This window comes from Vibrio echinoideorum, assembly GCF_024347455.1.
Lineage (GTDB): Bacteria > Pseudomonadota > Gammaproteobacteria > Enterobacterales > Vibrionaceae > Vibrio > Vibrio echinoideorum.
In genome coordinates this window covers 1,989,803-2,003,547 of record NZ_AP025484.1, presented here as the reverse complement: position 1 = coordinate 2,003,547, position 13,745 = coordinate 1,989,803, and the positions used below count along the sequence as shown (strand labels likewise).

General features: G+C 43.3%; 13 protein-coding genes. 10 read left to right on the top strand and 3 right to left on the bottom strand.

The features are described 5' to 3' along the window. Positions 1 to 263 precede the first annotated feature (263 nt). The 4 genes from OCV36_RS24840 to norW all read left to right on the top strand — a co-directional run bounded on the left by OCV36_RS24840 (position 264) and on the right by norW (position 5,184). Positions 264 to 1,130 (top strand): hypothetical protein, encoded by an 867-nt coding sequence (locus OCV36_RS24840; protein WP_017075533.1) that lies wholly within the window; start codon positions 264 to 266, stop codon positions 1,128 to 1,130. Between the two features lie 313 nt (positions 1,131 to 1,443). Then, the gene (locus OCV36_RS24835) at positions 1,444 to 2,100 is read left to right on the top strand and encodes an NAD(P)H-dependent oxidoreductase (protein ID WP_017075534.1); all 657 of its coding nucleotides are present in this window, start codon (positions 1,444 to 1,446) and stop codon (positions 2,098 to 2,100) included. Positions 2,101 to 2,528: 428 nt separating this feature from the next. Beyond that, positions 2,529 to 4,034 (top strand): anaerobic nitric oxide reductase flavorubredoxin, encoded by a 1,506-nt coding sequence (gene norV, locus OCV36_RS24830; RefSeq protein WP_017075535.1) that lies wholly within the window; start codon positions 2,529 to 2,531, stop codon positions 4,032 to 4,034. A gap of 1 nt (position 4,035) precedes the next feature. After that, positions 4,036 to 5,184, top strand: a complete 1,149-nt coding sequence (norW, locus tag OCV36_RS24825; protein WP_135453991.1) for an NADH:flavorubredoxin reductase NorW — start codon at positions 4,036 to 4,038, stop codon at positions 5,182 to 5,184. A 183-nt stretch (positions 5,185 to 5,367) separates the two neighbouring features. On the opposite strand, the gene gltS is transcribed toward norW, so the two are convergent. Both gltS and OCV36_RS24815 read right to left on the bottom strand, forming a co-directional pair. Next, positions 5,368 to 6,594 carry a sodium/glutamate symporter gene (gene gltS / locus OCV36_RS24820; protein ID WP_017075537.1) on the bottom strand — a complete coding sequence of 409 codons (1,227 nt, stop codon included), beginning with the start codon at positions 6,592 to 6,594 and terminating at the stop codon, positions 5,368 to 5,370. Between the two features lie 315 nt (positions 6,595 to 6,909). Further along, positions 6,910 to 7,266 (bottom strand): YibL family ribosome-associated protein, encoded by a 357-nt coding sequence (locus OCV36_RS24815; protein WP_017075538.1) that lies wholly within the window; start codon positions 7,264 to 7,266, stop codon positions 6,910 to 6,912. A 252-nt stretch (positions 7,267 to 7,518) separates the two neighbouring features. Here OCV36_RS24815 and OCV36_RS24810 point away from each other — a divergent pair, with 252 nt between their 5' ends. Beyond that, positions 7,519 to 8,340: a DUF4344 domain-containing metallopeptidase gene (locus OCV36_RS24810; protein WP_135453993.1), complete on the top strand. Its 822-nt coding sequence runs from the start codon at positions 7,519 to 7,521 to the stop codon at positions 8,338 to 8,340. An 87-nt stretch (positions 8,341 to 8,427) separates the two neighbouring features. Here the strand turns inward: OCV36_RS24810 and OCV36_RS24805 are convergent, their stop codons facing one another. Further along, positions 8,428 to 8,814, bottom strand: coding sequence for a tautomerase family protein (locus tag OCV36_RS24805; RefSeq protein WP_029225121.1), 387 nt, complete (start codon positions 8,812 to 8,814; stop codon positions 8,428 to 8,430). A 298-nt stretch (positions 8,815 to 9,112) separates the two neighbouring features. Between OCV36_RS24805 and OCV36_RS24800 the strand changes: the two genes are divergently transcribed. The 5 genes from OCV36_RS24800 to phrB all read left to right on the top strand — a co-directional run bounded on the left by OCV36_RS24800 (position 9,113) and on the right by phrB (position 13,739). Next, positions 9,113 to 9,733 carry an LON peptidase substrate-binding domain-containing protein gene (locus tag OCV36_RS24800; RefSeq protein WP_135453995.1) on the top strand — a complete coding sequence of 207 codons (621 nt, stop codon included), beginning with the start codon at positions 9,113 to 9,115 and terminating at the stop codon, positions 9,731 to 9,733. A 110-nt stretch (positions 9,734 to 9,843) separates the two neighbouring features. Next, positions 9,844 to 10,491, top strand: a complete 648-nt coding sequence (locus OCV36_RS24795; protein ID WP_135453996.1) for a sigma-70 family RNA polymerase sigma factor — start codon at positions 9,844 to 9,846, stop codon at positions 10,489 to 10,491. Further along, the gene (locus OCV36_RS24790) at positions 10,484 to 11,173 is read left to right on the top strand and encodes a ChrR family anti-sigma-E factor (RefSeq protein ID WP_135453999.1); all 690 of its coding nucleotides are present in this window, start codon (positions 10,484 to 10,486) and stop codon (positions 11,171 to 11,173) included. Before OCV36_RS24795 ends, OCV36_RS24790 begins: the two co-directional genes overlap by 8 nt. 176 nt (positions 11,174 to 11,349) lie before the next feature. Then, positions 11,350 to 12,297 (top strand): YbgA family protein, encoded by a 948-nt coding sequence (locus tag OCV36_RS24785; RefSeq protein WP_017075544.1) that lies wholly within the window; start codon positions 11,350 to 11,352, stop codon positions 12,295 to 12,297. Continuing rightward, entirely contained in the window at positions 12,294 to 13,739 is a 1,446-nt protein-coding gene (gene phrB / locus OCV36_RS24780) for a deoxyribodipyrimidine photo-lyase (RefSeq protein ID WP_135454001.1), read from the top strand. Before OCV36_RS24785 ends, phrB begins: the two co-directional genes overlap by 4 nt. Positions 13,740 to 13,745 lie beyond the last annotated feature (6 nt).

Genomic DNA, 13,745 nt, shown 5'->3' with positions numbered 1-13,745 from the left:
CTATAAATACCGTACAAAGGAACGCCGTATCATGCTCAATCCATATGCATCAGTATGGTTCGAAGCTTATTTTATGTAATTTAATTACACAAATAGAACCTAATCAACATTCTTAAATAAGACATGGCACTCTATTAAAAACATAGACCAGTGATCTGCAGTTCGCATTAATAGATGTGATATGGTATTTATCTGTTCAAATGATGTTTCCTAAACTTCCCTTCAACACCAACCCTGCAGTCACTCTGCGATTTGAGAAAACTATGTCAGACAAGATTTCCACATCAGCACTTGCGAAACACAAAGGGATTGAACCTAAAACTCTGTTCAGCGATTTAAAAATTGCTGGCTATATAGTGCGCTCACAAGAACGTTGGGTGCTCACAGAGCGTGGAGAAAGCTTTGGTGGAGAGTATGTAGAACACAAAAAGTTTGGTGTCTTTATAGTATGGCCAGAAAAACTGCTCATCGACTTAGACTCATTCTCAGGAAAAACGCTAACCGCGACTCAGTTGGGTAGTGCCTTTCAGCTCAGTGCAAAGAAAATCAACTTATTGCTCAATGAGCTTGGCTGGATAAAGAAAGAAGAAGACGGCTGGCACGTCACCTCAACGGGACTGAAGGCCGGTGGTGAGCAGAGAGAAGATAAAGCGACTCAGAACTTATTCGTGGTGTGGCACGATTCGTTAGTCCGCAATAAACGATTAAAGCAATCTGTTGTCGAGTTTTTAGGACACGATGCTGAAAGCCATTCTACTGATGTATCGTTTTCTAGCTTTCGCCAGAAGTTTGAAGCGAAACACCGAACCTTAGATGGGCACTATGTTCGTTCAAAAGGAGAGCTGATCATCGATAACTGGCTTTATATGGCGGGAGTCGTTCATGCATACGAACGTCCACTACCGATATCCAAACAAGTGATTAGTGATTTTTATCTGCCAAGTGGCAAGGTGTACATCCAGTTTTGGGGAACCGATTCAGCTCCCATAGCTGAAGAAAAACGCATTGAAACGAGAGAAATATACGGTGAGCATGGCTTTAGCTTAATCGAACTGACACCGGAAGATATCCCTAACCTAGATAGCGTACTTCCACCATTATTGCGTCAACATGGCATAAAGGCGTACTAAGTCACTGATCTTAGCTTTCCACTGCACATCAAGATCACACTTAATCACTCATTATGGACATTAAATGCCATAGTGATTTGATGTGTTCGCTATTTTTCCCGAGCCAATCTTCTATTATCTTACACCCATCGACTTGAGCTACCGCAGATACTCGATTTATTGGGGCATGTTCGATAGCCATTTAAGTGCTCGGTCTTATAGAGACTTGCTGTTCTTCTATAGATATACAGCCTAAATGCGTTATCCGTTTATTGTTGACGTTACCGAACATTAAACCCTACAACATTTATATTAATAGATATTAGGATTCAACATGACTCATCCAATCATTTCAGATCTAAACACTCGCTACACAGCTAAAAAATACGATGCAGAAAAACGCATCTCTGCGGAAGACATGGAAGTAATCAAAGAAGCACTTCGTTTGTCAGCTTCTTCTATCAACTCTCAGCCTTGGAAATTCATCATCATTGAGAGTGACGCAGCAAAACAACGCTTCCACAATACTTTCGAGAACATGTTCCAGTTTAACCAACCACATGCGAAAGAAGCATCACATACGATCTTGTTTGCTCACGATCCTAAGTACACGAAAGAGAAATTCGCTAAGCGTGCTGACACAGAAGTAAGCTCTGGTCACCTACCCGCTGAAATGTACGAGCAATTCTTGGGTGCTTACGCATTCGCAGAAATGAACACAGACGAAACGGGTTTTAACGGTAACTGGACTAAGTCTCAAGTTTACATCGCACTAGGTAACACACTGCACACACTAGCTCGTCTTGGCATCGCTTCAACACCTATGGAAGGCGTAGACGCAGCTCTGATAGGCGAAGAATTTGCTGACGAACTAGAAGGTCACGTTGTTGATGTAGCACTAGCTATCGGCTACCACAAAGACGGCGAAGACTATAACCACGGTAAACCAAAAGCACGTCTAGCGCTTGATGAAGTGGTTACAACACTGTAATAACTCCAATGCATATGCATTATGTACTGATAGCTACAACGCTTTAATTTTTAAAACGCTTTTTCGTTTTACAAAAATATAGTTTTAACAGCACTTTAGACTGTTAAATTACACTGCCTTGTTTTGGCCAGACACTCGTCTGGCCTTTTTTATCTCTGCTACCGATTTTTCCCTATCACTTAGCCAAATTTGTAGAGATACTGTTTCAGCTGTCTTTACCCACATCCCATGCCAATATCCACATCCACATCCACATCCACATAAAGTCATAACGACACATCCGTATCATTATAAACACAAATACCTACAAGTCATAATGACACAATTATTTATCAAATTAAAACAAAATACATATAAAACAACAAGTTAAAAACATGGCACAGCTAATGCAATGATGACCTCAGATATTTAAATAAGGTATTATCATTATGACTATTCACGTTAAATCAAATGTTCACTGGGTCGGCGTCCACGATTGGGAAACAGAACACTTCCATGGTAAGGAATACCACATGAACAAAGGTACAAGTTATAACTCGTACCTGATTCGTGAAGAGAAAACGGTTCTAGTTGATACTGTTGACCACCGCTTTACTGAGCAATTCTTAGCAAACCTTGAGATGGAAATCGACATCAACGATATCGACTACATTATTTGTCAACACGCTGAAGAAGATCACTCGGGTGCGCTCTCAGCGCTACTAGCCAAAATTCCAAACACACCGGTCTACTGCACCGAAGCGGGTGTTAACTCAATTGTTGGCCATCATCACCAGCCAGACTGGAACTTCAGAACCGTTAAAACCGGTGACACACTTGACGTGGGTAACGGTAAACAGCTTATCTTTGTAGAAATGAAGATGTTGCACTGGCCAGATTCAATGGCGACTTACCTGACTGGCGATGAAATTCTGTTCAGTAACGACGCTTTTGGTCAGCACTACTGTGATGAAAACCTGTTCAATGATCAGTTAGACCAAGTTGAATTGCATGATCAATGCCTACGTTACTTCTCGAACATCTTGACGCCTTTCGCACCTTTAGTGAAAGCAAAGATCGAAGAAGTATTGAGCTTGGGTGTGCCTATCGATGTTATCGCAACCTCTCATGGCTGTATTTGGCGCGACAACGCGACCCAAATCGTTGAGCAATATTACGAGTGGTCTAAAGCCTACAAAGAAGACCGCATCACCATTGTCTACGACACCATGTCGAATAACACCCGCATGATGGCCGATGCTATCGCTAAGGGTATCCGCAAAGGCAGCCCAGAAACGGCAATCAAGGTCTTCAATATCTCTAAGCACGACAAGAATGACATTCTTGCCAATATCTTCCGTTCAAAGGGTGTGCTTGTTGGATCATCGACAATGAACAACGTGATGATGCCGCAAATCGCTGCACTACTAGAAGAGATCCACGGCTTACGCTTTGCAGGTAAAAGAGCTGCAGCATTTGGCTCTTCAGGCTGGACGGGAGGCGCAGTAAAACGCATCGACGCTCGACTACATGAAGCAAACTTCGAAGTCAGTGCGCCACAACACATCCACTGGAAACCAGACACAGACGCACTACGTCAATGCATCGATTACGGCATGACACTCGCTGAAGTATGGCGCGTAGACGCCGATGAAGTGAGCGTACCAAAACAAGTATCACGTAATGTAACACCACTTGAGGCCACACCAGCACCGGCAAACACCACTGCCGAGCTCAAAGACACAACAGAGCAGAAGCCAGAAGAAGCGCAAGACAAGTCAGTACACAGCGCAGACTGCACTTGTTGGCGTTGCACAGTATGCGAATGGGTGTACGACCCACAATTGGGCGAACCTTACCAAGGAGTTGAACCAGGAACACCTTGGGCGCAGGTACCTGATGATTTCCTTTGCCCAGAGTGCCACTTAGGTAAAGAAGTGTTTGTGGAGAAGTAATATGGAAAATATTGTCATTGTGGGTGGCGGTTTTGCTGCCCTACAAACCATCAAGATGCTCCGTAAAGCTGACCAAAATATCGCGATCACTATGGTCACAGCTGATGCAGGCATAGAGTACAGTAAACCCAACCTTTCGCATGTGTTTAGTCAGGCTCAAACACCTCAGCAGCTTGCGATCAATACTGCTCAACAATTGGCTGAGCAATATAACGTTGTCATTAAAACCAACGTTTGGGTAAGCGAGATTAATACCGAGCAACAATTCATTGTCGCCGGTGACGATGTCATCCCGTATTCAAAACTTGTACTGGCGACAGGTGCTACGCCTTTCATACCGCCAGCCGAAGGCTTGAACCCTGGAGCGACCATTACGCTAAATAGCTTAGAAGAGTTCGAAAAACACAAAGCTCAGATCGATGCAGCCAAGCGAATCACCGTCATTGGTGGCGGGCTCATTGGAGTTGAGCTCGCTTTCGATCTTCAAACGTCGGGTAAAAATGTCACGATCATTGAACCTGCAAGTTACCTATTAAGTAGTTTGGTGCCACCTTTTGTCTCTCTAGAGTTGGAGGGAGAGCTTCGTAAAGCCGGTGTAACCGTTGAGACTGATGCTACGGTAAGCCACGCGACTTACCTTGCTGATGGAGTCCGGTTACAAACGACCTCTTCTCGATTAATCAAAACCGATGTAGTCATCGCCGCAGCAGGGTTAAAGCCAAACACAGCATTAGCCAAACAAGCGGACATTGATGTGAATAGAGGTATTCTCGTTGACGAAACCATGAGAACCAACATCAAAAATGTCTATGCCATTGGGGATTGTACTGAGATTCAAGGTCGAGTGATGGCTTACCTACAACCCGCTATATTGTCGGCTAACGTATTAGCGAAACAACTCACCACGGGGGAAGGAAAGCTAAACCTACCGCATATTATTACTAAGGTGAAAACACCAAGTTACCCTATTCAATTGGCAGGTCGTGATATTCAAACCGCACAGAGTTGGGAGACTCGCTTTGATCCTAAAGGAATGATTGCGAAAGGCTTCAATGAAGAGAATAAACTGGTGGGTTTCATTGTTACAGGTGAACACATCAAAGCCGCGTTTCCTCTACTGAAAGAGTTGCAGGTAAGTTCAGCGTCATAAATAGCGAGTGAGTAAACAATACGTACAGCCTCAATTTCGGGAAAAATTGAAGTGGTTATTTTCATTTAGATAACCAAACGCCACGTCTTAGCTTCACGCTAGCAATAAAAAAGCCAGTCAATCGACTGGCTTTCTTTGTATCAACTGCTTTGTATTAGCAGATATCATATTGGCTATTTGATATTAGCCAATAAAAGAGATGTATCCTTGTAGGATAATCAGGTTAACGATATCGATGAAGAATGCGCCAACAATTGGCACCACCATGAACGCTTGTGGTGACGGCCCGAATCGGTTCACCAAAGAGCCCATATTCATTACCGCTGTCGGCGTTGCGCCTAAGCCAAAACCACAGTGACCGCCAGCCATTACTGCCGCATCGTAGTTAGAGCCCATCACTTTGAAAGTAACAAAGTACGAGAAGACACCTAACACCACCGCCTGAACACCAAGGATAACTAAGAACGGAATCGCAAGATCAAAAATGTTCCACAATTTCAGGCTCATTAGCGCCATGGCTAAGAACAATGACAATGACACAGTACCAAGAATATCGACCGTTTCGCTGTCGGTTTTGTGCAGCTTAGTGACTTCAAAAACGTTGGTGATAAACACACCGATAAACAACGCGTAAACGAAGTCAGGAATCATCAACCAAGAAATCTCAAAGGTTGCTACCCACTGCTCTAGGTATTTCGCACCCGTGATACAGATAAGAAGGATGAACAAAATTTCAATCACCTTCTTCGCCGTCACTTTGTCTTCTTCATACTCATTGTAAGTAACGAGTTCAGGAAAACGCTCGTGCGTTTGTGTGCCAGTACCATATTCAGATTCAAGCTTGTTCTTATCAATCAGCTTTTGAGCCACAGGGCTGCCGATGATACCGCCAATAATCAAACCAAATGTGGCTGAAGCCATCGCGATCTCTAGGGTATTAGCAATACCAAATGTGTCTGCGAAGGTTTGTGACCAAGCCGCACCGGTACCGTGACCGCCAGATAGCGTGATAGAACCAGCGATCAAACCCATCAAAGGTTCAAGGCCAAGTGCCGTTGCTAGCGTCACGCCCACACCATTTTGGATAATGATATAAACCGAGGCTACCCCTAAGAACAGAAATACCTTTGCACCACCCTTTATCAATTGGGTGTAGTTAGCAGCAAGGCCAACAGTTGCAAAGAACATCAACATGAATGTGTTCTGTAGTGGTAACGAGAACTCTAGGTCAAGTCCGTTAAAGTGTAGGGCTGTAATAGCAAAAGCGACGATCAAGCCACCGACGATGGGCTCAGGAATATTGTACTTTTTGAGAACCGGAAGCTTTGCATTAACAAAATGACCTAGAAACAAAACGCTAATCGCGATTAGGAAAGATTCTAGTGGCCCTATTGAAATTAAGTGATTCATATAACCTCTATTTTATTACGTTCTCATCTTCCTTAATGAGTCTAGTTTTGTCTGTAATTGTGTGTGCTGCTCTACCTATATTTACGAAAATGGGTGAGAAATTGTAGATGAAAAAACTGAACACATTACTGCGCCCACTTAGTGCCATGTTAGTAGCACGTTAACTTTTAAAGGAGAGTGACGATTTTGTGACCATAATCACCTCCCGAAAGTATAAGTCGACAGTAATAATATTGCTGATCAATCTATTTCTGAATACCTAAAAAAGCAAAAAGGAGCTATTGCTAGCTCCTCTTTTATTACCATTGCTGGCAATTAGAATTTTTTCGGGGCATACCCTGTCATAACCTCAATGCGAAGTTCTTTACCAATCTTCGTTATTGGGTGAACAATCACTAATCCTTTTACAGACTTTTTCAGTTTCCCCATATCCGCTTGCTCAGCTTTTGTAATTTCACGGCTAAATGGCATATCAATCAGCGATTTACGCTCTTGATTCACATCAAAGCTTTCTTTGTGTTTAAGCTGGGCAATTTTCTTGGTTAGCTTTTTAATCTCGTCTTCAAATTGACGAACAACAGGACGATCATTACGAGTTTTAGCAGCCGCTAACTTGTTGCGACACTTGTCTAGACGGTTGTTAATTTGTTGAAGTTCGTTTTTAACACTCATAATATTTTCCTAAGATTAAGCAAGCCAATTCGGATTGGGGCGCGGAGTATAGCACAAGGGGTTACGTGAACCGAAATTTATCTGACAAATAGCCAGTAGAATGAAATATAACCTAAACTGATTATCACTCGCTCGTTACTCAGTAATCATTCTAGAATATATGAACCAACGATAAGTGACATTTCACTCACCAGTGTCACTACGAGAAAGACCGCAGCACAACCAATGCGAAACCAATCACAGGGATCCACAATGACATTTCTGAAACACGCGCAGAAACGAGCACTTATCTATAGCCTAGCCATTGGATCTGTGTTTGCCACAACTTATGCGTCCAGTGAAACATCCAATGAAAACACGCTACCCAGCAACCTTATGATCGAGTTTTCCGTGCCTCAAAATAAGGCAGAACAACAGGTCAAAAAAGAGATTCAACTCAGTGGTGTCAATGACACTATGATTGATCTATCAAACCAGCTCTTCATGTTTGAAAAACCATTAACCATTCAATACGGCGGTGATGAAGGCCCACTCTACGATCCGCAAACGCATCAAGTACTCATCCCCTATAGCTTTTACGCTGAATCACTCAATTACTTTGAGAAGAACCAATACGAAAAAGAGTACGGGAAATCGGCACAAACTGGGGCCATTGATACCTTGCTGCATACGCTGTTACACGAGGCAGGACACGCCTACATCGAAGACCAAAAGATCGCAATATTGGGTAAAGAAGAAGATGCCGTTGATAACCTAGCAACAATATTGCTGCTCAATTACGTAGAGCATGGCGGAGATGCCGCAATAAGTGCAGCCGACATGTTTGCTTTCGAGTCAGAAGATCGCCCAGAGTATTATGATTTAGGTGAATACATCGATGAACACAGTTTTGATCTCCAGCGTTACTTCTCTACTCTGTGTTTGGTCTATGGAAGTGACCCTGAAGCCTATAAGAACTTGCTCGATGAAGTGGAAAACGACTATTTGAAAGATAGAAAAGAGTTTTGCGTGGAGCACTTTGATGTCATCAACGACAACTGGCACCAATACTTAAAAGAGAGCGATGAAAGCTAGAAGGAATCATCACTTGAGCCTGACTGTTGAATCAGGCTCAATTAAACGCATAAATAAACACTGGCGGAGCCAACCACCGGAGAAGATCTAAACCTTCACTTTATACCTAAGGTCTTGGGCTTCATCGCCCGTCATCCCACGGAACCCCCAACAGTGCGATGGTTGTTCTTTAATGGTGATTTCGATATCAATAGGAGAAATAGCCAGCTGCTTTTCTATTTCAGAAAATATTTTCTTAATTAAGCGCTTTTTAGTATTCACCGCTCGTCCTTCCATCATATTGATCTCAATGACGGTGTACGCTTCTGTTCTTCCTTCAGGGTAAAAGAAATCGTCTCTTTCCAATGGCACAAATCTATGCGCTCGCTTGTCATCAGGTAAGCCCATCTCGCTTTTTAAGCATTGCTGCAAAACATTAGAGAGCTGCAATTTAATTGGGTTTAAGCACTCTTTGATACCATAGATAACAATCATGACCATTCCTTTGATGTGATGTCAGGTAAAGAAGACCGTTAGATAGAAGCATCGTTTGGCCGCTATCCATTCGCTTACTATTTGTTCATATATTACCTAATGACGTAAGTTAAAAAAGGTTAAACCAATTAAATTGCGAATAAATGCGACAAAAAACGACGCCTCCTTCTCCCTAAGTTCCTGTTCAACAACATCACCCCACATTGATCGAACTTCAACAAGCACGCGTATACATCTTTCAATAACGTACGAATCAGACTCGTACAGACTAAATCATGTATGAACCAAGGAGTGCTATGTGCAGAATTCAGCTGAGAAGATCACACGGACAGAAGCCGAATCAGAAACACCCGTAGCGTCTTCTCTGGAACTCGCCGTGTTTCCCCTCCCCATTTTTCTTTTGCCAGGGGGTCGTCAAAGATTACGTATTTTTGAGCCCAAGTACCTTGCAATGGTTGCTCGCGCAGCACAGGGAGAGGGTTTCATTCTCGCCACCCAAGACGATACTAACTCTGAAAACCTAAGTTCTTGGGGAACCAAAGTAACTATCGTTGACTTTAATATGTCTGATGACCAAATTCTCGAAATAGACGTCGAAGGTCAAAAGCTTGTACAACTTCATTGCCCTTTCCGATCAGAGAACGGTCTGATTCACAGCCAGTTTCGCCCTCTGCCCCATTGGCCGGACTTAGAATGCAAAGTACCCAACGTATTCAGCGCATTCTTGACTCAACTGTTTCGAGATCACGACTCCATCAGAACACTTTATCCAACACCCGATTTTGAGAGCCCACAATGGATATGCGCTCGATTGCTAGAAATGATGCCAATCCCTCTGGAAAAGAAAACCGAGTTCACAGAACCCGCTAGTTTTCCGTCGTTAGTTCCGTTTCTGAATCAAATCATTACGGGGCAATAAACACTTTTATTCACTATAATTTTGTATAGTAGAAATTATTTTAATTTAAAGTGATCCCGACCTTCACCTTCCACGTAATGCCACTCAAATTCGCATGATGGTTAATTACTATGCAAGTGGAAAGCAGAAGTACAGGGAACGGCAAGGAGCATGTCATTATCCCCAACAATAAATTACCGACCGAAAGCAAGGTACCTACAGAGCTCTCAAGCTGGCTGATTTTGGTTGGTTCAGACAGAGATAAACAGGCATTTACTTGTTTGTTTAAATTCTTCGCTCCCAAAATCAAGCGTTTCGGCATCAGTAAGTTGGGTGGCGAAGCCGCTGCCAACGAGTTGGTTCAAGACACGATGACTAACGTTTGGAAGAAAGCGCACCTCTACAACGAAGAGAAAGGTGCAGCGACCACTTGGGTCTATACCGTGATGCGCAATGCTGCTTTCGACATGCTGAGAAAGGTAAAAGCCAAAGCAGAACAAACTATTGCTGACGACATTTGGCCGATAGACGCCATGGTAGCCGAATCACAAAATGAGCAGCTTCCGTTTGGCGATCATCTAATGAGCCGTCGCGTCATGACTCAGATAGAGAAGCTGCCTCTCGCTCAGAAAACCATTGTGAAAGGTGTGTACTTCCAAGAGTTATCGCAAGAACAACTCGCTCAACAACTCGATGTCCCGCTTGGAACTGTGAAATCACGTCTAAGACTCGCACTCGCTAAACTAAAAGTTCACATGGGGGAACAAGACCATGATTAAACATCACCCAAATGCCGCAATCTTGAAAGATTTTGTCGATGGAAATTTAGCAGATTCTGTCTCTCTGATTGTTTCTAGCCATGTAGAGCTTTGCGAACACTGTCAAAAACAAGTCAGCATGCTGACAGCCCAAGCTGCTGACTCTGCCTTTGAAAGCGATACCTCGGGGCTACAACTTTCAGATAGCGAAATGGACGCGTTCCTAGTCGACGACGGAGAGTTTGATTTTGATTCTATTAATCAAATCACGGCGGATTTGTCACAGGCTGTTGAAATCGTTGTTGAAGCGCAACAAGAGACGGTATCTGACACGACTTTCACGATTCCTCGAGCGCTCAATTCAATAGTCAGAAAAGACTGGATGAACTTGGGCAAGATTTCTCGCGCAAGACTTGATTTCGATGACGAATCGCACCACACCAGCTTGCTGCATATAGATAAAGATGGGCAGGTACCTTGTCACACTCACAAAGGCTTTGAGATTACGCTTCTTTTAGAGGGTAGCTTCGAAGACGAAATGGGTGTCTACAACAAAGGTGACTTCATTTGGCTAGATGGAGACCATACCCACCAACCAGCCACCAAAGAAGGCTGTGTTTGTTTAACTGTTTCAAGTGATGCGCTTTACTTCACAAAAGGCGTTAGCCAGTTATTCAATCCACTCGGTAAATATATCTATTAACCCAGTTGCACGCTATAAATATACAGGATGGCATGAAGTTATCCTGTATATCGTCAAATACATCTGGCTTAAAACATCAACGGTGTTGAGACTTAAAACACACCCGGCTCTGTAAGTACGATTAGCAATGTTGAAATATAATAAATAGCTCAAAGCAAGAGCAAAGGAGTTGGCCAATGGAAAAGAAAATTAAAATAGGTATCAGTGCTTGTGTTGCAGGACATAAGGTACGTTTCGATACAGGTCACAAACGCTCTCGTTTTTGTACAGATGACCTTGCGGATTATGTTGAACTAGAACCAGTATGCCCAGAGATGGCAGTGGGTCTTCCAACACCTCGCCCAACCATTCGCCAAGTTCGTCAGCTAGACAATATCATTCACGTTTCCAGACCTGACGGTTCTGGTGATGTGACCAATGATCTGATCGAGTTTGGACAAAGCTACTCAAAGAGCAACCAGCACATCGCAGGATTCATTGTGTGTCAAAAAAGCCCAACCTGCGGTATGGAGAGAGTAAAAGTGTACCATCACCACGGTCGCGGCTCTGAATCGACAGGCGTAGGCATGTTCACCAAACAAGTGATGGAAGGCAACCCATTACTTCCTGTCGAAGAAAATGGTCGCCTCAACGACCCGATTCTGCGTGAAAACTTTATGACTCGTGTTTTTACTTATCAGAAATGGCTCGACCTTGTTGACGAAGGCGTGACCAAACACAAGCTCATTCAGTTCCACAGTGTGCACAAGTATTTAGTGATGTGTCATCACATTGAAGGCTATAAGAACCTTGGGAAATTATTGGCAAGCAACGATCTCGAAATAGATGAATTGGCAAAACAATACATTGAAGGTTTGATGACCGCGTTGTCTCACCACGCGAACCGTGGTAGCCACGCCAATACTCTGCATCATTTGCAAGGTTACTTTAAGAAGCAATTGAGCAGTGCTCATAAGCAAGAGCTTACCAATCAGATTTCATCATTTCGAGAGGGCCTTGTTCCATTATTAGTGCCTTTAACGTTGATCAATCACTATTTGATGGAATATCCAAACGAGTACCTAGAATCACAAGTTTACCTAAACCCTCACCCTCAAGAACTTAAGCTGAGATACGGATATTGAGCGACATTCTATGGATTAGACGAGACCTGCGGATTCACGATAACCCAGCGCTCGTCGCGGCAGTTGAAAACGGTGTCACTAACGCCGTTTTCATCTCAACCCCGCAACAATGGCAACAGCATCATCTCGCACCAATAAAAGCAGATTTTATTTATCGCCACCTCAAGCAGCTTGAATTGCAGCTTGTTGAATTCGGGATTAATTTGTTGCACTTGAAAGCCACCGACTTTGATGACCAAGCCGCACAACTCACACATTTATACAAACAGTTAGATGCCAAGTGTGTTTACGCGAATTCTGAGCCTGAAGTAGATGAGCAATTACGCGACAAACGCTTAATCGCTAGCGGCATCAAACTCAAAATTACCGACTGCGACACCATTCTTCCTTTGGGCAGCGTTTTAAACAAACAAGGTGAGATGTTCAAAGTTTTCACGCCTTTCAAAAACGCGTGGTTAAAGGAAGTACAAGTTAAAGGTATTATTTGCAGCCCTTCTCCGGTCGAGCAAACAGATCTTCCACAGGCGCAGCTTCAACAGTCGCAGCTTCAAAAAGACCAGCAGACAAGCGACCTAACAGCATCTCAATTTTCTAGTGACTACGATTTTGATTTTCCGCGCATTGATTCAGATCGCTGGCCACTAAGCCAAGACGTGTTAGAGAGCGTGATCCCTAACTTCTTAGCCAACAAAGTTAACGATTATGGCAAATTTAGAGACATTCCTTCGATCAAAGGAACCTCTGGTCTGTCGCCGTATTTAACGATTGGTGCGGTCAGTCCGCGCTGGCTAGCGATTCAGTTGATTCAACAACAACCTGATCTCCTATTCGATACTCAGCTGCCTGCTTTTTCTTGGCTCAATGAATTGATTTGGCGAGATTTTTATAAGCATTTGATGTTCCACCATCCTAAACTGGTTAAAGGTGCTAACTTTCAGCAAAAATACAATGGATTAGATTGGTATCACGATCACCCTAGCTTCCAAGCTTGGTGTGAAGGTAAAACCGGCTACCCATTGGTTGATGCGGCAATGCGTCAATTGGTTGAAACCGGTTGGATGCACAACAGATTAAGAATGGTGGTCGCAAGCTTCCTGACCAAGCACCTGCTCATTGATTGGCGTTGGGGTGAGCGTTTCTTTATGTCGCACCTTATCGATGGTGATTTTAGTGCTAATAATGGTGGCTGGCAGTGGGCTTCGAGTACTGGTTGTGATGCTCAACCCTACTTTCGAATTTTCAATCCAATCACGCAGAGTGAAAAGTTTGATCCAAAAGGCGTTTTTATTCGTAAGTACATACCAGAGCTGCAAAACATTCCTGATAAGCATGTGCATTTTCCACATGACTACATCGAGAAAAACGGAATAGACAGTGAATACTGGCAACCCATCGTTGAACACAAACAAGCACGATTGAGAGCCTTAGCCTTTTTCAAATAATTAGAG